General features: G+C 63.3%; 22 protein-coding genes. 3 read left to right on the forward strand and 19 right to left on the reverse strand.

What is annotated here, in order from left to right; translation table 11 throughout:
* Positions 1–7 precede the first annotated feature (7 nt).
* From phnP to phnC, 13 genes are all read right to left on the reverse strand, one after another.
* Entirely contained in the window at positions 8–757 is a 750-nt protein-coding gene (gene phnP / locus LIY45_RS22200) for a phosphonate metabolism protein PhnP (RefSeq protein WP_226477617.1), read from the reverse strand.
* Positions 748–1,311, reverse strand: a complete 564-nt coding sequence (phnN, locus tag LIY45_RS22205) for a phosphonate metabolism protein/1,5-bisphosphokinase (PRPP-forming) PhnN (RefSeq protein WP_226477618.1) — start codon at positions 1,309–1,311, stop codon at positions 748–750. The genes phnP and phnN overlap by 10 nt, the downstream gene beginning before the upstream one ends.
* Positions 1,311–2,459 carry an alpha-D-ribose 1-methylphosphonate 5-triphosphate diphosphatase gene (locus LIY45_RS22210; protein ID WP_226477619.1) on the reverse strand — a complete coding sequence of 383 codons (1,149 nt, stop codon included), beginning with the start codon at positions 2,457–2,459 and terminating at the stop codon, positions 1,311–1,313. Before LIY45_RS22210 ends, phnN begins: the two co-directional genes overlap by 1 nt.
* The gene (gene phnL, locus LIY45_RS22215; RefSeq protein WP_226477638.1) at positions 2,449–3,168 is read right to left on the reverse strand and encodes a phosphonate C-P lyase system protein PhnL; all 720 of its coding nucleotides are present in this window, start codon (positions 3,166–3,168) and stop codon (positions 2,449–2,451) included. Before phnL ends, LIY45_RS22210 begins: the two co-directional genes overlap by 11 nt.
* Positions 3,168–3,977, reverse strand: coding sequence for a phosphonate C-P lyase system protein PhnK (gene phnK / locus LIY45_RS22220; RefSeq protein WP_226477639.1), 810 nt, complete (start codon positions 3,975–3,977; stop codon positions 3,168–3,170). Before phnK ends, phnL begins: the two co-directional genes overlap by 1 nt.
* A complete protein-coding gene (locus LIY45_RS22225; protein ID WP_226477620.1) occupies positions 3,938–4,804 on the reverse strand; it encodes an alpha-D-ribose 1-methylphosphonate 5-phosphate C-P-lyase PhnJ in 867 nt (288 codons plus the stop codon). Before LIY45_RS22225 ends, phnK begins: the two co-directional genes overlap by 40 nt.
* Complete coding sequence (locus LIY45_RS22230) at positions 4,797–5,873, reverse strand: carbon-phosphorus lyase complex subunit PhnI (RefSeq protein ID WP_226477621.1); 1,077 nt, start codon at positions 5,871–5,873, stop codon at positions 4,797–4,799. Before LIY45_RS22230 ends, LIY45_RS22225 begins: the two co-directional genes overlap by 8 nt.
* Positions 5,873–6,463, reverse strand: coding sequence for a phosphonate C-P lyase system protein PhnH (phnH, locus tag LIY45_RS22235; protein WP_226477622.1), 591 nt, complete (start codon positions 6,461–6,463; stop codon positions 5,873–5,875). Before phnH ends, LIY45_RS22230 begins: the two co-directional genes overlap by 1 nt.
* Positions 6,463–6,912: a phosphonate C-P lyase system protein PhnG gene (gene phnG, locus LIY45_RS22240; protein WP_026077963.1), complete on the reverse strand. Its 450-nt coding sequence runs from the start codon at positions 6,910–6,912 to the stop codon at positions 6,463–6,465. The genes phnH and phnG overlap by 1 nt, the downstream gene beginning before the upstream one ends.
* Complete coding sequence (gene phnF, locus LIY45_RS22245) at positions 6,912–7,616, reverse strand: phosphonate metabolism transcriptional regulator PhnF (protein ID WP_177025426.1); 705 nt, start codon at positions 7,614–7,616, stop codon at positions 6,912–6,914. Before phnF ends, phnG begins: the two co-directional genes overlap by 1 nt.
* A gap of 36 nt (positions 7,617–7,652) precedes the next feature.
* Positions 7,653–8,435, reverse strand: coding sequence for a phosphonate ABC transporter, permease protein PhnE (gene phnE / locus LIY45_RS22250; RefSeq protein WP_003210621.1), 783 nt, complete (start codon positions 8,433–8,435; stop codon positions 7,653–7,655).
* 149 nt (positions 8,436–8,584) lie between these two features.
* Positions 8,585–9,586, reverse strand: coding sequence for a phosphonate ABC transporter substrate-binding protein (gene phnD, locus LIY45_RS22255; RefSeq protein ID WP_226477623.1), 1,002 nt, complete (start codon positions 9,584–9,586; stop codon positions 8,585–8,587).
* 32 nt (positions 9,587–9,618) lie between these two features.
* Positions 9,619–10,452: a phosphonate ABC transporter ATP-binding protein gene (gene phnC / locus LIY45_RS22260; protein ID WP_226477624.1), complete on the reverse strand. Its 834-nt coding sequence runs from the start codon at positions 10,450–10,452 to the stop codon at positions 9,619–9,621.
* A 510-nt stretch (positions 10,453–10,962) separates the two neighbouring features.
* On the opposite strand from phnC, the gene LIY45_RS22265 reads away from it, so the two are divergent.
* Both LIY45_RS22265 and LIY45_RS22270 read left to right on the forward strand, forming a co-directional pair.
* Positions 10,963–11,385 (forward strand): NUDIX domain-containing protein, encoded by a 423-nt coding sequence (locus LIY45_RS22265; protein ID WP_226477625.1) that lies wholly within the window; start codon positions 10,963–10,965, stop codon positions 11,383–11,385.
* A gap of 298 nt (positions 11,386–11,683) precedes the next feature.
* Complete coding sequence (locus LIY45_RS22270; protein ID WP_087694315.1) at positions 11,684–12,037, forward strand: DUF6124 family protein; 354 nt, start codon at positions 11,684–11,686, stop codon at positions 12,035–12,037.
* 158 nt (positions 12,038–12,195) lie between these two features.
* Here the strand turns inward: LIY45_RS22270 and LIY45_RS22275 are convergent, their stop codons facing one another.
* A complete protein-coding gene (locus LIY45_RS22275) occupies positions 12,196–13,092 on the reverse strand; it encodes a LysR family transcriptional regulator (RefSeq protein ID WP_226477626.1) in 897 nt (298 codons plus the stop codon).
* 136 nt (positions 13,093–13,228) lie between these two features.
* Here LIY45_RS22275 and LIY45_RS22280 point away from each other — a divergent pair, with 136 nt between their 5' ends.
* A complete protein-coding gene (locus tag LIY45_RS22280; protein ID WP_346269019.1) occupies positions 13,229–14,431 on the forward strand; it encodes an MFS transporter in 1,203 nt (400 codons plus the stop codon).
* A gap of 147 nt (positions 14,432–14,578) precedes the next feature.
* Here the strand turns inward: LIY45_RS22280 and LIY45_RS22285 are convergent, their stop codons facing one another.
* From LIY45_RS22285 to LIY45_RS22305, 5 genes are read right to left on the reverse strand one after another with little or no spacing between them, the layout of a single operon-like run.
* On the reverse strand, positions 14,579–14,983 hold the full coding sequence (locus LIY45_RS22285; protein WP_003210627.1) for a hypothetical protein: 405 nt from the start codon (positions 14,981–14,983) through the stop codon (positions 14,579–14,581).
* 15 nt (positions 14,984–14,998) lie between these two features.
* Positions 14,999–16,192: a c-type cytochrome biogenesis protein CcmI gene (gene ccmI, locus LIY45_RS22290; RefSeq protein ID WP_226477628.1), complete on the reverse strand. Its 1,194-nt coding sequence runs from the start codon at positions 16,190–16,192 to the stop codon at positions 14,999–15,001.
* Entirely contained in the window at positions 16,185–16,658 is a 474-nt protein-coding gene (locus tag LIY45_RS22295) for a cytochrome c-type biogenesis protein (RefSeq protein WP_010166149.1), read from the reverse strand. Before LIY45_RS22295 ends, ccmI begins: the two co-directional genes overlap by 8 nt.
* Entirely contained in the window at positions 16,655–17,191 is a 537-nt protein-coding gene (locus tag LIY45_RS22300; protein ID WP_017477483.1) for a DsbE family thiol:disulfide interchange protein, read from the reverse strand. The genes LIY45_RS22295 and LIY45_RS22300 overlap by 4 nt, the downstream gene beginning before the upstream one ends.
* The gene (locus LIY45_RS22305) at positions 17,188–19,176 is read right to left on the reverse strand and encodes a heme lyase CcmF/NrfE family subunit (protein ID WP_226477629.1); all 1,989 of its coding nucleotides are present in this window, start codon (positions 19,174–19,176) and stop codon (positions 17,188–17,190) included. The genes LIY45_RS22300 and LIY45_RS22305 overlap by 4 nt, the downstream gene beginning before the upstream one ends.

Raw genomic sequence — 19,176 nt, forward strand, 5'->3', positions numbered from 1 at the left:
TCCCACGCTAAACCACGCGCCCGTCCCACCCCACCGTCACATGGCGCGGCAACTCCCGCCGATGCTGCAACAACCACGCATCCAGCGTGTGCCCCACATGGGTCAGCACGCCCAACTCGGCCTTCACCTCATCAATGCACTGCAACGCCAACGTCAGGTCATTGTGATTGCGCGGTGCCTGGGGTTGCGGCGGCATGGAGCAGTCCAGCACCAGCACATCCAGCGGTTCACGCTGCAGCCAGTCGCGGGTAGCCGGTGGCAGGCCAACGGTGTCGGTGAGGTAGGCGATGCGTCGCCCCTCGCCTTCCAGCAGATACCCCAAGGTGGGTTTGGAATGCACCAACGGCAGTGCAGTGACGCTCAGCTCACCCAACCGGCGGGTTTCAAACTCGGCAAACGGCTGGCTGAAATCGAGGATGCCGGGGTGCTTGTACAGGTCGGACAACCCTTCCGGGTCCACCGGACCATGCACCGGAATCACCAGCCCTTGCCCCCAGCGCAAATGCAGCAGGCCTTGGGCGTGATCGGCATGGTAGTGGGTCTGGAGAATCCCGTTGAAACTGCGGGGCGGGAAGCGTTCGGTGAGGTCGGGCAACCCGCTGTCGATCAGCCAGCGCTGGTCGCCGCACTCGATCAACGCGCTGCATGGGCGACGCCGCTGGCGCTCGTCACGGCGGGCCAAATCACAGGCCGCGCACTCACAGCCATACACCGGGACTTGCCGCGCATCGCCGGTGCCCAGCAGGGTCAGGCGCATGCCGGTTGCCCGTCGAGGCAGCCCAACAGGCGCTCGACCGTGTGTTCCAGTTGGCCGGAGTTGTCGAGCAGGAACACATCCGGTGCCGTGCTCAAACCTTCGGCGAATCGCGCATTGCGTGCCAGCCGCTGATCAATCTCCGCCACGGATTCGCGGCCCCGCGCCAGCAAACGCTGGCGCAACACCCCTTGATCCACCGTCAGCAACACCACCAGCAGGTTCGGGTAACGCAAGCGGGTTGGCGCCAGGTGGCCGCGAGAACCGTTGACCAGCACGTCATCTCCCGCCGCCAGCCACCCATCGATTTCCCGGGGGATGCCGTAGGACAACCCGTTGGCGTGCCAACTGAGGGCAAACGCGCCCTCAGCTTCCATCGCGGCAAACTGCCCGGGGCTCACGCCCTGCGCGGCTTCGCCCACCGCTTCCGCCGAACGGGTGATAACCCGCCGCACAATGCGGCAGCCACGCTCGGCCAAACGCGGGCGTGCGGCATCCAGCAGGCTGTCCTTGCCCGAACCCGACGGTCCGATGAGATAGATCAACCTGCCTGCCATCAAAACACCCTCTTCGCTTGTCGCCAGACTTGTTGGACCACGGGCAGTCCGTCGCGGCTTTTTTTGGCTTGCACCAAGTCGGCCCGCAGACCGACAGCGATTTCGCCGCGATCACTCAGGCCCGCCGCGTGTGCGGGTGCCAGGCTGATCATCTTGACCGCACGGGAGAGGTCGCCGCCGTCCTGTTGATCGGCCAGCACGAACGCCGCCTGCAGCAGGCTGGCCGGGTAGTAGTCACTGGAAAGTATATCCAGCAATCCTTCGGCAGCCAGGCCGGCGGCGGCCACATTACCCGAGTGGGACCCGCCACGCACCACGTTCGGCGCGCCCATCAGAACTTTCATGTTCAGTTCCTGGCAGCCACGCGCCGCTTCCAGGGTGGTGGGGAATTCGGCGATGGTCATGCCGAAGCGTGCCGACTCCTCAACGTGGGCCAATGTCGCATCGTCGTGACTGGCCACCGACAGCCCGCGCGCCAGGCAATGCTCGACGATCGCGGCGCGGTAGCGGTCGCTGTATTCCTTCGAGTTGGCCATCTGCAGCTTGATGAACGCGTCCATGGTCTCGTCGTTCAGGTGGTACTTGCCCATGTAGTACTCACGGTACTTGGATTCGAGCACGAACTGGCGCTGGCCCGGCGAGTGGTCCATCACCGACACCAACTGCACCAGCGGGTTTTCCACCAGGTCGCGGAACACGCTCAAGGTGTCGGGGTGGCACAGCTCGCAGCGCAGGTGCAGGCGGTGTTCGGCGCGGGTCAGGCCGGCGCTTTCTGCCGAGGCGATGGCATTGAGCATCGCCGGCAGTTTTTGCATGCGGTTGCCCTTGGGGTTCACGTCGCCGATGGACACCGCGTCGAACACCGTGGTGATACCGGCCGCGATGATTTGCGCGTCATGGCTGAGCACCGCCGAGGTCGACGGCCAATCCACGCCGGGGCGCGGGGTCATGTGTTTTTCCAGGTTGTCGGTGTGCAGTTCCACCAGCCCCGGCAGCAGGAAATCACCGTCGAGGTCCTGGGCCTGGGGCAACTGGCTGCGGCCTTCGGCGATGTCGACGATCCGTCCGTCCCTTAGCACTACGCTGCCAAGGAACATGCGATCCGCCGTCACCAGCCGGGCATTACTGAGGATCTGATCAGCGGGCATGGGCGTATTCCTCTTGGGCAACAGGCGCAGGGGTCATGTCGAAATGGCGGTCGGCGACCGCTTCACGGGCGGCGCGGTCGTGGAAGATGCCGATCAGTGCGGCACCGCCGGCCTTGGCTTCGTTCATCAGTTCCAGCACCACCTGGCGGTTGCTGTCGTCGAGGGACGCGGTGGGTTCGTCCAGCAGCATCACCGGCCAGTCCACCATGAAGCCACGGGCGATGTTGACCCGCTGCTGCTCGCCGCCGGAGAACGTGCCGGGTGCCAACTGCCACAGGCGCTGGGGAATGTTCAGGCGGGTCAGCAAGTGTTCAGCCCGCGACTGTGCATTGGCCTTCGACCAGCCACGGGCCTGGGCGGGCTCCATCACTACATCCAGGCAGGCCACACGCGGAATCACCCGCAGAAACTGGCTGACGTAGCCCAGGGTCTGCTGGCGCACTTGCAACACCTCCCGAGGCTCGGCACCGACCAGCTCCAGCCACTCACCGGCATGCCGCACACGAATGCTGCCGCCTGCCGGTAAATAGTTGCCGTACAAGGTGCGCAGCAGCGTACTTTTACCGGCGCCGGACTGGCCATGCAGCACCAGGCATTCACCGCCTTTCACGCTGAACTCCACCCCGCGCAGCACGTTCAGCACCACGCCGTTCTGCTGGTGCAGGGTGAAGGTTTTCGAGAGGTCACGGACCTCGATCAAGGCATTCATCATGGCTGCAATACCGAAGACACCAGCAGTTGAGAGTAAGGGTGCTGTGGATCGTCGAGGATCTGGTCCGTCAGCCCGGTTTCCACCACCCGGGAACGGCGCATCACCATCAGGCGGTCGGCCAGCAGGCGTGCCACGGCGAGGTCGTGGGTCACGATCACCACCGCCAGGTCCAGCTCGCGAACGAGGCCGCGCAGCAGGTCGAGCAAGCGCGCCTGTACCGATACATCCAGGCCGCCAGTGGGTTCGTCCATAAACACAAGGCGCGGGCTGGAGACCAGGTTGCGGGCGATTTGCAGGCGCTGTTGCATGCCGCCGGAGAAGGTCCGGGGCAAGTCGTCGATGCGCTGCGGGTCGATTTCTACCTGGCCGAGCCAGTCGAGGCCGGCGCCACGCAGTTGCTCATAGTTGCGCACGCCTTGAGCCATCAAGCGCTCGCCGATGTTGGCGCCGGCCGACACGCCCATGCGCAAACCGTCCCGTGGGTTTTGCTCGACAAAGCCCCACTCGGTGCGCAGCAAGGTGCGACGTTCGGCTTCGCTGGCGCTGTACAGATCCAGCCACTCGCCACCCTTGCCGCGATAGCCGATGTTCCCGGCCTGCGGCGGCAAGCGTCCGCTGAGCAACGAGAGCAAGGTGGACTTGCCCGAGCCGGATTCGCCGACAATCCCCAGCACTTCGCCGGGGTACAAATCGAAGCTGACGTCCTGGCAGCCCTTCTCTTCGCCGTATAACAACGACAGGTCACGCACTTGCAAAAGAGGCTGGCTCACTGGTGGTTCTCCTTGACCCGTTGGGCGCAATACCAGGTGTCGGAACACACGAAACTCTGGGTACCGGCGTCGTCCAGAATCAGCTCATCGAGGAACGATTCATGGCTGCCGCAGATGGCGCAGTTGTGTTCCCACTTCTGCACTTCGAACGGGTGGTCTTCAAAGTCCAGGCTGGTGACCTGGGTGTACGGCGGCACCGCGTACAGACGCTTTTCGCGACCGGCACCGAACAGCATCAGTGCCGGGCTCATGTCGAGTTTCGGGTTGTCGAATTTCGGGATGGGCGAGGGGTCCATCACGTAGCGCTCATCCACCATCACCGGGTAGGCATAGCTGGTGGCGATATGGCCGAAGGTCGCGATGTCCTCGTAGAGTTTTACGTGCATCACCCCGTAGTCATTCAGGGCGTGCATGGTGCGGGTCTCGGTTTCCGACGGCTCGATAAAGCGCAGCGGCTCCGGGATCGGTACCTGGTAGACCATGATCTGGTCGGCGTGCAACGGGGTTTCCGGGATGCGGTGACGGGTCTGGATCACCGTGGCGTCCGGGGTGCTTTCAGTGGTGGCGACGCCGGCGGTGCGCGCGAAAAAGCGCCGGATCGACACGGCGTTGGTGGTGTCGTCGGCGCCCTGGTCGATCACCTTGAGCACGTCGTCAGCCCCCAGGATCGCGGCGGTCAGCTGCATGCCGCCGGTGCCCCAACCGTAAGGCAGCGGCATCTCGCGGCCACCGAACGGCACCTGGTAACCGGGGATCGCCACGGCCTTGAGCAAGGCGCGGCGGATCATGCGTTTGGTCTGCTCGTCGAGGTAGGCAAAGTTGTACGCCGGGTCACGGGCAGGGGGTTGGGTCAGGTCATTCATGGCGCGTGCCCTCGGCCGGTTGGCGCAGTTTGCGGATCAGTTCCAGCTCGGACTGGAAGTCCACGTAGTGAGGCAATTTGAGGTGGGAAACGAAGCCCGCCGCCTCGACGTTGTCGCAGTGGGACAGCACGAATTCTTCCTGCTGGGCCGGCGAGACGATCTCTTCGTTGAACTCATTGGCCCGCAGCGAGCGGTCCACCAGCGCCATGCCCATCGCCTTGCGCTCGGCATGCCCGAATGCCAGGCCGTAGCCCCGGGTGAACTGCGCCAGCTCGGTGGCCGAGCCGACGAATTGGTTGACCATCTCGCACTCGGTGACTTCGATGCTGCCCAGGCAGATCGGGAAACCCAGCTCTTCGGGGTCGATCCACACCTCGACCTCGCCGATGCGAATCTCGCCAGCGAACGGGTGGTTGCGGCCATAACCACGTTGGGTCGAATAACCCAACGCCAGCAGGAAACCTTCGTCGCCACGGGCCAGGGCTTGCAGGCGCTGGGCGCGGTTGGCCGGGTATTCCAGCGGGTCGCGGGTGATGTCGGCGACGCTGCCGGTGTCGTCGGATTCGTTCTTGATCAGCCCTTCCTTGGCCAGCAAGCCGAGTACCCGAGGGCATGGTTCAAGGGCAGCATTCGGCGTGGTTTGCGGGCCTGGGTATTCACCTTCCGCCAGCAGCGCGAAGTCCAGCAGACGGTGGGTGTAATCGAAAGTCGGGCCCAGCAGTTGCCCGCCCGGTACGTCCTTGAAAGTGGCCGACAACCGCCGGCTCAGCGACATCTGCGCGGTATCGATCGGCAGGCTCGGGCTGAAGCGCGGCAACGTGGTGCGGTAAGCCCGCAGCAGGAAGATCGCTTCCACCAGATCCCCCGCCGCCTGCTTGATCGCCAGCGCAGCCAGCTCTGTGTCGTACAGCGAGCCTTCGCTCATCACGCGCGCCACCGCCAGCGGCAGTTGCTCGCGGATCTGCTCCACGCTCAGTTCCGCAATGGAGGTATCGCCCCGGCGTTTTTTCGCCAGCAGGCGGTGGGCATTGTCGATGGCCTGTTCGCCACCCTTGACGGCTACGTACATCAGGCATGCTCCTGTGCAATTCGGGTGCTGCGTGGCAGGCCGATCAGGTGATGGCCGGCGGCGAACAACACGTCGAGGCCACGGGGAAACGTCTCGCGGCGTTCGCGTTCGAGCCAGAACGCTTGAGGCACCGGCAGGTTCACCTGACGCTGGGTCTTGATCCCCGGACCGCGCCAGTTCAAGGCGCGACCGGCTTCCAGGTCGGTCAACTGAACCAGCAAGGTGCAGGACTGATCGGGGTAGCGGTCATTGCCGTGGTCGAAGCCGCTGAGATCCAGCAGATCCTGTTCACCGAGCAAGGCGAACGCGGCTTCTTCACGGTTGGCGGTCAGCGGGCAGCCGCAGTGGAACGCCAGGTTGGCGCGAATCAGCGGTGTGTCGAAGCACGGTGCCAGCCACAGCGGCGTGTCCATATCCAGCAGCGCGAGGCACAGCGCATAGGTAGCCGGCGCCAGGCCTTCAAGGCTGGGGGCGGCGGGCAAGGACTGGATCAGGCCGGGCTCGGCGAGGGCCTTGAGGGCGCCGCGAAAACCGCGCTGGGCGTCCAGCACCGGGTCTGCAAAGGCCGGTTGCAAGCATTGGGCATTCATCAGTTTTCTCCTCGAACCAGGGTGAAGAACTCGACCTTGGTGGCGGCGGTGTCGGCCTCTTTGTGCGCCCGGCGTTCGGCCTGGGCGTTGGCCAGTGAGCCGATCAGGTCGCTGAGCCAGGGGCTCGGGTGTGCGCCCTGCAAATGCGCATCCGCCAGGGCCGCCAGTTCGGCATGGACCTTGTCGCGCCCGGCCAGGTAGCTGTAGCCGGTGCGCCCGTCGGCCAGGCGCACCACACAGCGGGTCACGCTCATTTCGCCGAGGTTGAACGGCGCGCCATTGCCGCCCATGCGGCCGCGCACCAGGGTCATGCCGATTTCCGGGGCGCGGATCAGTTGGTAATCCACGTCGCGCAGGGCGTCTTCATGGGGCAGCAATTCACTGCGAAAGGCGCGGGCGAGCACGCCGATCCAGTGTTGACGCGGGGACAGGTTCATCGAGGTCTCCATCAGGTCACCACTTGGTACTGGAAGCGATCCGAGCGGCTGGTGGACTGCGCCAGCTCCACCGGGCGGCCGTCGCGATCGCGGGAAAGGGTGAATACGGTGAGCGCCGGCAAGTGCCGGGGCATCATCAGCAGTGCGGCTTCGTCGCGGTTGGGCAAACGCGCGCCAATCAGGCTTTGGGTGCGGGTCAACGGCAGGTCGCGCTCACGCAGGTAGTGGCGCAAGGAGCCGCCGTTGTAGTCCGCCAGCAACGGCGCATGGCTGGCGCAGTAACGATGGCGGATCAGGCTGACCGGCTGGTGGTCGAGCTTGCGCAGGGTTTGCAGCTCGATCATCGGCGCCATCTCGGCGATGCCCAGTTGCTGCGCTTCTTCGCGGCTGGCGAAGCAGTAGCGGCGCTTGAGCAGCATCGCTTCCACGCCCACGCCTTGGGCCGACAAGGACTGGCTGTAGGAGGTCTCGGCGCCCATCGGGTAGATCAGCGGGCGGTCCAACACTTGGGTGCCTTTGCCCTGGCGGCGCAACAAGCTGCCTTCGAACACCAGCTCGTCGATGGCGCGGCGCAGGGTGTGGCGGTTGACGCCGAAGCGTTCGGCCAACTGCACCTCGCCCGGCAGGAATTCTCCGGCCTGGTAGCTGCTCAGTTCGCGGCGCAGGATGTCGGCGAGTTCGCGGTACACCGGCTCATCTTGTCTAGACAACTGCATGCTTAAAAAAAAGCGCCCAGGGGCACCCCTCCGTCGTCAGATGAACTGCTTGCGCAGGCGTTGGGACAGCACGTCGATACAGCTCACCACCACGATGATCACCAGCAGCACCGCGCAGGTCTGCACGAACTGGAAGGCGCGGATGTTCTCCCAGAGGATCACACCGATCCCGCCGGCACCGACCATCCCCACCACCGTCGCCGAGCGCACGTTGGCCTCGAAGCGGTAGAGCGCGTAGGACACCCACAGCGGCATCACTTGCGGGATCACGCCGTAGATCACCTCTTGCAAGGCACTCGCGCCGGTGGCTCGCACACCTTCAACGGGGCCCGGGTCGATGGCTTCGACGGCTTCGGCAAACAGCTTGGCGAGGACCCCGGTGGTGCTGATCCACAAGGCCAGCACACCCGCGAAAGGACCGAGGCCCACCGCGACCACGAACAACATGGCGAACACCATTTCGTTGATCGAACGGAACGCATCCATCACCCGGCGCAGTGGTTGGTGAATCCACCACGGCGTGATGTTGTCGGCGCACAGAATGCCCAGCGGCACCGAGCAGACAATCGCCAGCACCGTGCCCCAGAGGGCGATTTGTACGGTGACGATCATCTCCTTGAGGTAGGAGCGCCATTCGTGGAAGTCCGGCGGGAAGAAGTCGGCGGCGAAGGTCGCCATGTTTCCGGAATCGCGGTACAGCGCCAGCGGGTTCATCTCGGCGCCGTGCCAGGCCCAGGCCAGCAGGATCAGGAACAGGCCCCAGCCGAGGTACTGCGGCCAGGTGCGTTTGCCTACGGCTTCAGCGTGCAACGTAGTCATGGATTGCTCTCGGTAAAGGTGGCAACTGGGCTTGTTGTGGCGAGGGAGCTTGCTCCCGCTGGGGTGCGAAGCGCCCCCAAAAAGCCGACGCCAGCTGCGCTGTCGAACGGGAGCAAGCTCCCTCGCCACAAAAGCCTTCTTCCACAGGATCAGCCGTTGGCGGCCGTCTTCTTGTCCAGTTCGGTGATGCGCTGTTGCAGCTTGGCGAGGTCGGCGTCGATATCCGCGAGCTTCTTGGCCTTGTCAGCCGCTTCCAGCTTGTCGTCGGCACTGATGGTGGTGCGCTGCTTGAACAGCTCCAGTTGGCGGATCGGCAACAGCTGGTCGTCGCTGGACTTGAGGAACTTGCCCAGTTGCATGTTCTTCAGCACGGCCTTCTCTTCGTCGGTGTCACCGTAGTGGGCGAAGAAGTCGCGGATCTTGGTCTTCTCGCTGTCGCTCAGGGCCTTGCTCCACACCATCGGGTCGGCGGGGATCAGCGGCGACTTCCAGATCACCTTGAGCATGGCGGCCTTGTCCGGTTGGGTGACTTCCAGGCGGTCCCAGCTTTCGGTGTTGAAGGTGGCGACGTCCAACTGCCCCTTGGCCACGCTCAGTGCGTTGACTTCATGGCTGGAATTGAGGGTGCGCTTGAACGCGGTGGCGGCGTCGACGTGGTTCTTGGCGAACACGTAGTAGCCGGGTACCAGGTAGCCCGAGGTGGAGTTCGGGTCACCGTTGCCGAAGGTCAGGTTCTTGGCGTTCTTGAGCATGTCATCGACGTTGTTGATCGGGCTGTCCTTGCGCACGATCAGCACGCTCCAGTAGCCGGCGGCACCATTGGCGGCGGCGGTCTGGGCGAAGATTTCGCCGTTGGAACGGTCCACCGCTTCCATCGCGGCCTTGTTGCCCAGCCAGGCCACGTCGACCTTGTTGAAACGCATGCCCTGGATCAGGCCGGCGTAGTCGGAGGCGAAAGTGGCGTTGATGGTGAGGCCGGTCTTCTTGTGCATGTCATCCAGGAAGGGCTGCCAGATGCTCTTGAGGTTCTGCGAAGACTCGGTGGACATGATGCCGAAATTGATCGCCTTGTCGGCGGCCTGGGCAGTGCCCATGGCCACGCTGGCTAACAGCACGGCAGACAGAAACACATGACCGATACGGTTCAACATGGAGAGGATTCCTGTGGGTCGTTAGTAAGGTTTCAAGCGCGGGCCAGGGCCAACCGTGCGGGGACGACGGGTGTGCGGGTCTGGTCGGAAAACATCAGGCTGGTGTCGACATCGGCACCGTACAAATCATTGAGGAACTGGCTGCTCAGGTCGCTGGCCTGCCCATCGAAGTGAATCCGCCCACCCTTGAGCGCCACGGCTCGGGGGCAATAGCGCATGGCGTAATCGACCTGGTGCAGGGTGACCACCACGGTCTTGCCGTCGCGGCCGTTGATGTCGGCGAGGATCTCCATGACCTTGCGCGCCGACTCCGGGTCCAGGGAGGCGATGGGTTCATCGGCGAGGATCACTTCGGCGCGTTGCGTCAAAGCGCGGGCAATGGCTACGCGCTGCTGCTGGCCGCCGGACAAGGTAGAGGCGCGTTGCGCGGCCAGGTCCGCCAGGCCGACACGGGCCAGGGACTCCATGGCGAACTGTTTTTCCTCGGCGTTGAACAACCCGAGGTTGCCACGCCAGCGCGGCATGCGGCCCAGGCACCCGAGCAGCACGTTGTCGAGCACGCTCAGGCGGTTGACCAGGTTGAACTGCTGGAAGATGTAGCCGATGTCGGCGCGCAGGCGCCGCACCTTGCCATTCAACCGCCCGCTGGCCTGCACTTCCCGGCCCAGCACCTTGACGCTGCCGCCGTTGCTCTTGTCGCAACAGGCCAGGCCCGCGAGGTGGCGCAGCAAGGTGGACTTGCCGGAGCCGGAAGCGCCAATCAGCGCGACCATCTCACCCGTGGCAACGGTGAGTTCGAGGTCGACCAATGCGGATTTTTTCGCAAAGGTCTTGTTCAGATGATCGACATGGATAGCTGGAGTCATGGGCTTCTCTGTCTGGTTGAACAGCCGTCCGTGGCTGCGTTTGAGTTCAAACGACAGTAGGCGCGGGCTGTGTCAGCCCTATGACTTGCACATGACTGGAGTAAAACCGTTTGATGAAGGTTTGATGAAAGGTTGGAAGTAGCTGTAGGACCTTGATCGCTCCCACGCTCTGCGTGGGAATGCCGCCTCGGACGCTCTGCGTCCAGCTGGGGATGCAAGGTTGAAGTCTTGCGCAGTGGTGACGCGGAGCGTCACGGGATGCATTCCCACGTAGAGCGTGGGAACGATCCATACCTAACCTGTGGCGAGGGAGCTTGCTCCCGCTGGGCTGCGCAGCGGCCCCAAGCCTGGGTGACACGGTCTGTCAGATGTACTGAAGTGGCTGACTTAGGCCTGCTTCGCAGTCCAGCGGGAGCAAGCTCCCTCGCCACAAGGTCTTCGCCTGGCATTGGAAATGTGCCGGACTGTGGTGCAATAGCTGGCCGCCAATATGTGCAAAAGGACAACGTGATGGGAAAAAACAAGGCATGTCCGGTCATCCTGCGAACCCGCCAATCCCTGGAAATCCTCGCCTTCAAACACCCACTGGCAGGTCTTCAACTGGTCAAGGGCAGCTTGGAGCCTGGCGAAAGTACCGAGGCTGCGGCAGTTAGAGAGTTGCTTGAAGAAGCCGGGATAACCGGCAAGGTGATACGTGACCTGGGCACTTGGCACTCAGCGTCCACGGGGCATACATGGGCCTTTCATCAATGCCTGATCCCTGAAGACCTGCCAGATACCTGGACCCATTTTGCAGAGGATGATGGCGGCCACGAGTTCCAGTTCTTCTGGCACCCGCTGGCGAGCGAGTCGTCAGAAGAGTGGCATCAGGTGTTTAAAGATGCCCTGGAGTTTCTAAAGCCGCGCCTTGCCGAAGTATCGCTTCAGGAATAATCAAGATCCCGGTAGATCGGTGATTTTTCCTACGATCTCTATGGCTTGCAGCAGCCTTAACTCGCCGCTAGCCTCTCCAAGTCGCTGCTCATCAGCGATCGGGTTTGGTCGCCCGGGTTAGAATGGCGCACAGTGCCGCGCAAGCGGCATTATCGTGTTCGCTTTATGGCGAGCTGTGCGTGGGAGGGCCCTGGCCCTGCCGGGTTTCCATTCCCTGGTCGACCAACCTGCGTACAGCTCGCCACCCACCTGCTTGGTCGCAGATGTGGTGAGCTCCAACTGAATGGAGAGTCATTACATGTACAAGGTCACGCCCAATCCGCCAGAAACGTCTGGCTCCAAGTCTGAAAAAAACAAGCTTCAGGACGCCGCCCAGCGGGCCATCGATCACTACCTGAAACCCGCCGAAACCAAAGCGTCCACCAATGAAAAAAACCACTTCAGTCTGTTCACCGTATCAGCCAACGTTGAAACGGAAGCACTGCTGAGCAACGCCTACGAAACACTCCAGTCTGCCAATGCAATGGCGTTGGACCTTTCCGAAAACATTGATGGCAAAGACCGCAGTCTGGTATTGGCGATGCAACAACTGCTGGAGTTGGGATTGTTGTTGGTGGATAGAGCGCTGGATCGAGAGTGCCCGGTGGCTTGATCAAAACCGAAATCCAACTGGCAACATAAATCCAATGTGGGAGCGGGCTTGCTCGCGAATCCAGAGGGTCAGTCAATACATCTGGTGACTGATCCACCGCTTTCGCGAGCAAGCCCGCTCCCACATTTTGATTTTCATCAGGTTCAAACTGCCCGGTGTTATTGAGCGATGCGGGCGCGCAATCGCGGCATCACAAAATCCAGAAACGCCCGCAGCTTCAGCGGCAACGGCGACTGCCCTTTGTGCACCAGGCTAATGGGCAGCGGCGCCGACTCGAACGCCTCAAGCACCACCGCCAACGCCTCCTCCCGCACTGCATCCGCCACCTGATACGACAACACCCGAATCACCCCAACCCCCAACGTCGCCGCCGCAATCGCCGCTTCTGCGGTGTTCACCGACAACCGCGAGTGCACCGGTACCGACAGCCCGGTTTTGCCCGCACCAAATCCCCACGCCCCTTGGGACGCCAGCACTTCGAAAGTGATGCAGTCATGTGCCGCCAAGTCCCGGGGTTCGGCCGGTACACCGCGAGCGGCCAGGTACGCCGGGCTGGCGCACACCACCCGCCGCACCGCGCCCACCTGCATGGCCTTGAGCGAGCTGTCGGGCAGTTCGCCGATGCGTACGGCCACGTCGCAATGTTCTTCCATCAGGTGCACGACGCGGTCGGTGAGGATCAGGTTGATGTCGATCTCCGGGTACTGCGCCAGAAATTCCGCCACCACCGGCACGATGTGCAGCCGCCCGAAGACCACGGGCGCGGTGACCACCAATTCGCCCCGGGGCTGGGAATATTCGCCAGTGGCCGCGCGCTCGGCCTCGCTGATGTCTTCAAGAATGCGCCGGCATGCGTCGAGGTAAGAGGCGCCGGCATCGGTCAACGACAGCTGGCGCGTGGTGCGGTGCAGCAGGCGGGTTTTCAGGTGCGTCTCAAGTTCAGCCACCTTGCGGCTGACGCTGGCCAGCGGCATGTCGAGGCGCCGCGCGGCAGCGGTCAGGCTGCCTGCATCAACCACGGCAACGAAGATGGACATGGATTCAAGACGGTTCATGGCAACCTATCAAATTCTGGAAGGATGATTCCAAATCCTAGGGGATTATCCTGCCAAGCGCGAGTGCGTAACGTTGGCCACTCATCTCCGCCCCCGGAGACCTGCATTGAAGGAGAGCGCCGTGAGTGGCCAACCGATGACATCCCACACTTCCACAGCCCCTGCGGTCGCGCCGCGCGGCAAGATCATCATGATGGCGGTGATCGCCGGCGCGGTGATCACCAATATTTACTGCACCCAGCCGATCCTGCCACTGATCGCTTCGGACATGGGCGTGGACGTGACCACCGTGGACCTGGTGGCCGGTTCCGCTCTGTTGGGTTTTGCTACCGGGCTGGCGTTACTGCTGCCGATGGGCGACCGTTTTGACCGGCGCAAACTGGTGCTGGGGCAAATCGCCCTGGCGTTCTGCTTCGCCCTGGCGGCGGCGTTTTCACCGGGTATCTGGGCGCTGGTCACAGCATCTTTTGGCTTGGGGATTGTGAGCTGTGTACCGCAGCAGCTGGTGCCGTTCGCGGCGGTGATGTCACAGCCCCACGAACGTGGGCGCAATGTCGGCACGGTGGTCAGCGGGATCATGGTGGGCATTCTGCTGGGGCGCACGATCGCCGGCGTGGTCGGTGAGGCTTATGGCTGGCGGGCGGTGTACGCGATGGAAGCGGCCTTCATGATCCCGGTGTGGATCGCCGCCGCCAAGCTGCTGCCACGGGGCGTGCCCAGCACCAACCTGTCCTACCCTCGCCTGCTGGCTTCGCTGTGGCCGCTGATGCGCGACAACAGCCCGATTCGCCAGTCGATGATGGTGCAGGCGTTGTTGTGGGCTTGCTTCAATGCGTTCTGGGTGAATCTGGCAGCGTTGCTGGCCCACGGGCCGTGGCAGTTGGGCAGTGCCTGGGCCGGTGGCTTCGGGATTATCGGGGCGGCAGGTGCAGTGGCGGCGTCGCTCGGTGGACGGGCTTCCGACCGATTGGGTTCACGCAAGGTGATTGGGGCGAGTATTGGTATTGTCACCTTGGCATTCCTGCTGCTGGCGGGGGCGGAAACCTCGATTATTTTGCTGGTGCTGGGGGTGATCGTGCTGGATATCGGGGTGCAGTCGGGCTTGGTGTCGAATCAGACGCGGGCGTTTGCGGTGGACCCGAAAGCCCAGGGCCGCATCAACAGTTTGTACATGACGGCGACGTTTTTTGGCGGCGCGGTGGGGGCGACGGTCAGCGGCTGGTTGATGGCGCGGTTGGGCTGGATGGGGATTGTCGAGTTTGGGGTGATGCTGGGGGTGATTGCCGGGGTGATCCATTGGATCGGTGGCGCAGGCCAGGCTGAATATCAAAAACAGTAGAAATCCTGTGGGAGCCGGGCTTGCCCGCGATGGCGGTGTATCAGCCACACCTTCATAACCTGACACACCGCTATCGCAGGCAAGCCAGCTCCCACAGTTGATTGCGTTTCACGCTCATGAAAAAGGCGACCCGAAGGTCGCCTTTTCTTATTGCGCGTATTGCTTGCTCAACCCCGGCGGCACGCCATGGACGTCGGTCTCTTCCCAAGGCCCGTTCGGGCTGATGGAGCGGCTCCAGCCGTTGCTCCAGCGGTAGTAGGTGCGCTGGCGGTAGAACGTATCCGGCTGTTCGTCCAGCACATACACCTGCATCTTCCCGTCCCAGTGGCTGGCAGCACCTGGCGGAGGTGCGAAGGTCGGCGAGGAGCTAGGCACCGGCTTCGACGGTTTGATCACCGGGCCCGAAGGCTGGGTGCCTGGCTGTGTGCTCGGCTGGGTCGACGGCCCTGTCGGTGGAATGGTCGGCCCGGTAGGCGACGGAGGCCGATGGACCGCACAAGCACTCAACCCCAATACCAGGCTGAGCAGGGTGATACGTGCGATAGCGGTCATGGGCATTTCCTCGAATTATTTATCCGGACTGTCGATGGTCAGCTGCTGCAGCGCAGTGGTGCTGCTGGCCAAGGGTTGGCTGCGGCCGATCCACTCGCCAGCTGTCGGAACACCTGCCCGGGATAGGCGCGCAACCAGTTGGACTTCGGGAAAGTTGGACAGTTTCAACTGCGGCATCATCGCGTCGGCATCGCCCAGTTCGACGGTGATCGGCAGGTCGGCGACGGTCACGCGCTTGGCCGCCAATGGCGCCGGCGGGCCTTTGACGGCGCGGGCGAAGATGAACACGCTGTCGGTCGGCAAGGCCTTGGCCTTCACATCCGCCGCCAGGTCTACGCGCACTTGCATCTGCTGTTGTGCCTTCACGGGCGCCACGCTACCGCCGCTCTCTCTGAGCTTCTCGGCAGCCCGGTCAATGCCGCCTTGCAGTGCGACACGGGAATTGTCTTCCGGCGGCAGTTGCGCCAGCAGGCGGTTCCAGTAGTCGATCGCTTCCTGGTAACGCTGGCCTTCAAAGGCGGCGATGCCCAGCAGGCCAAGGCTGGTGACTTCTTTCGGATCGAGTTTCAGTGCTTCGTCGGTCAAGGCCTGGACCTTGGGCGACCACTGTTTGTTGTCGGCAAAGTACTGGGCCTGGGCCCACTGGCCAAGCAATTCCGGCTGGCGGCCGGCCAGGGCCACGGTGCGTTCGAAGACTTTGGCCGCATCGGCGGAACGGTCCTGGGCCATGTAGGCGCGACCGAGGAAGTACAGGCCTTCGGGCGAGTCCGGCTGGGCCGCTGCGGCGCGCTCAAGGCGGCGGGTCATGTCTTCCATGGACACCGGCGGCTGGGAGAATTCGCGGGTCAGTTCGACCTTGTCACTGGCCCCGTAATGCAGGTACAGCGCCACGCCCAGCACCGGCACCAGAAAGGCCGCGAGCAACGGCAACGGTTTGCCGAGGCGTGACTCCCGGGGCTTTTCCACACCTTCGGTATCGGCCAGCAACTCGCGAGCTGCTTCAGCGCGACCGCTGTCCAGTTGGGCCGCATCCAGCACGCCTTCGGACTGCTGGGTTTGCAGCTCCGCCACACGTTCTTGATACAGCGCCACGTTCAGCGCGGTGCGATCCTCTTCACGCTGGGCACGGCGGCCGCGTAACACCGGGATCAGCAGGAAACTCAAGGCAATCAGAAGCAGCAGACCGGCTGCGAGCCAGAAATCAATCATCAGTTTTTTTGTCCAGCAGTTGGTCGAGGCGTTGACGCTCATCGACGGAAAGCGAGTCCGAGCCATCGGCCGGGGCGACACGACGGCGGCGCACAATCACCGCCATCACCACGACACCGGCGAGCAACAACCCGGCCGGGCCGAACCACAGCAGCGCAGTCTTGCCGGTGAGCGCCGGCTTGTAGCGCACGAAGTCACCGTAGCGGTCGACCATGAAGTCGATGATCTGCTGATTGTCCTTGCCCTCGCCGAGCATGCGGAAAATCTCTTTGCGCAGGTCGGCGGCGATCGGTGCGTTGGAGTCGGCGATGTCCTGGTTCTGGCACTTGGGGCAGCGCAGTTCCTTGGTCAGTTCGCGAAAACGCTCGCGGTCTCCGTCCTTGGCAAATTCGTAGGTGTCGATGGCGGCGTGGGCCACGCCGACCATGCTCAAGCCCAATACAGCGGCGGCTAACCAACGCTTCATGGCTTGGCCTCATCCACCAGCGCCTGGTATTTGGCGGCCAGTTGTTCGCGCCACACCACTTCATCGATCACGCCCACGTACTTGTCGCGGATCACGCCCTTGGCGTCGATGAAGAAGGTTTCCGGGGCGCCGTAGACGCCGAGGTTCAGGCCGAGGTTGCCGTCTTCGTCGCGGATATCCAGCTGGTACGGGTTGTGGAATTCCGCCAGCCACTTCAGGGCGGCAGCGTTGTCGTCCTTGTAGTTGATGCCGTAGATCACCACGCCCTGCTCCGCCAGCTTGTTCAGCACCGGGTGCTCGACGCGGCAGGAAATGCACCAGGTGCCCCACACATTGACCAGCGCCGGTTTGCCCAGCAAGTCAGCCTGGGTCAGGGTTTTGTCGCCCTGCACGGTCGGCAGCGAGAACGCCGGGAACTGTTTGCCGATCATGGCCGACGGCAACTCGGCCGGGTCCAGGTACAGCCCGCGATACAGGAACACCGCCACCACCAGGAACGCCGCCAGGGGTAACACCATCAACCAACGCTTCATACCGCTGCTCCCTGCAGGCCGAGGGCTTCACGCACCCGGCTCTTGACCTTGACCCGGTAGCGCCGGTCCATCGCTGCCAGCAAACCACCGAAGCCAGTGAGCAGGCCGCCGAACCAGATCCAGCGCACAAACGGTTTGACGTGGACCCGCACGGCCCAGGCGCCATCGCCCAGCGGTTCACCCAGGGCGACGTAGAGGTCGCGGGTGAAACCGGCGTCAATCCCGGCTTCGGTCATCATCGAGCTTTGTACGGTGTACAGGCGTTTTTCCGGGTGCAGCACCGCCACTTCCTTGCCGTTGCGCACCACGCGTACGGTGCCTTTGTCGGAGGTGAAGTTCGGGCCTTCGAAGTGCTTGGCGCCTTCGAAAATAAAGTGGTAACCGGCCAGGTCCATGGACTCGCCCGGTGCCAGGCGCAGGTCGCGCTCGGCACTGTTCTGGCTGGACAACACCACGCCCAACGCACACACGGCGATGCCGATGTGGGCGACCTGCATGCCCCAGTAGCTGCGGGTCATGGTCGGCAGGCCTTTGATCAAACCTTTGTGGCGGGTCTTGTCGATCAGGTCGCGCACGCCGGCCAGCAACACCCAGGCGGCGAGCATGAAGGTGGCGAGCACAGCCCAGTTGAAGTCGCCGTAGGCAATACCGGCGATCACGCCCAGCGCGGCGCTGCCCAGCAGTACCGGGGTGAGCATGCCCACCAGCCATTTCACCGGGGTGTCTTTCCAGCGCACCAGTACCCCGACCGCCATCACCACCATCAACAGCGCCATCAACGGGATAAACAGTGCGTTGAAGTACGGGGGGCCGACGGACAGTTTGGCGCCGCTCAGGGCATCCAGGACCAACGGGTACAAGGTGCCGAGCAGGATCATCGAAGCCGCCACCACCAGCACCAGGTTATTGCCCAGCAACAGGGTTTCCCGGGACCAGAGGTTGAAGCCCACGTGACTCTTGACCACTGGCGCGCGCAGGGCGAACAGGGTCAGCGAGCCGCCGACCACGAACAGCAGGAAGATCAGGATGAACACGCCGCGCTCCGGGTCGGAGGCAAACGCGTGAACCGACGTCAGCACGCCGGAACGCACCAGGAACGTACCCAGCAGGCTCAGGGAAAACGCGGCGATGGCCAGCAATACGGTCCAGCTCTTGAACACGCCACGTTTTTCCGTGACCGCCAGCGAGTGAATCAGCGCCGTGCCCACCAGCCAGGGCATGAAGGAGGCGTTTTCCACCGGGTCCCAGAACCACCAGCCGCCCCAGCCGAGTTCGTAGTAGGCCCACCAAGAGCCCAAGGTGATGCCGATGCCGAGGAACGCCCAGGCGACGATGGTCCACGGCCGCGACCAGCGCGCCCAGGCGGCATCGAGACGCCCGCCGAGCAGGGCAGCGATGGCGAAGGCGAAGGCGACCGAGAAACCGACGTAGCCCATGTAGAGCATCGGCGGGTGCACGATCAGGCCGATGTCTTGCAGCAGCGGGTTGAGGTCGTGGCCGTCTACCGGGATCTGCGGCAGGATGCGAGTAAAGGGGTTGGAAGTCATGATCAGGAACAGCAGGAAGCCGATGCTGATCATGCCCATCACCGCCAGCACCCGGGCCAGCATGACTTGCGGCAACTGCCGGGAGAAGATCGAGACAGCAAAGGTCCAGCCGCCGAGGATCAATGCCCACAGCAGCAACGAACCTTCGTGGGCCCCCCACACGGCGCTGAACTTGTAGTACCAGGGCAAGGCGCTGTTGGAGTTGTTGGCCACATACGCGACGGAAAAGTCGTCCGTCATGAAGGCGTAGGTCAGGCACCCGAAGGCGAACACCAGAAAGGCGAACTGGCCCCAGGCGGCCGGCTGGGCCAGGCTCATCCACAGGCGGTCACCGCGCCAGGCACCCAGCAACGGGACCACGGCCTGGACGATGGCGAAGCACAGGGCCAGGATCATCGCCAACTGGCCCAGCTCTGGAATAAACAATGCGGACGTCAT

The sequence above is a fragment of the Pseudomonas sp. MWU16-30323 genome, from assembly GCF_020515595.1.
GTDB lineage: Bacteria > Pseudomonadota > Gammaproteobacteria > Pseudomonadales > Pseudomonadaceae > Aquipseudomonas > Aquipseudomonas yamanorum.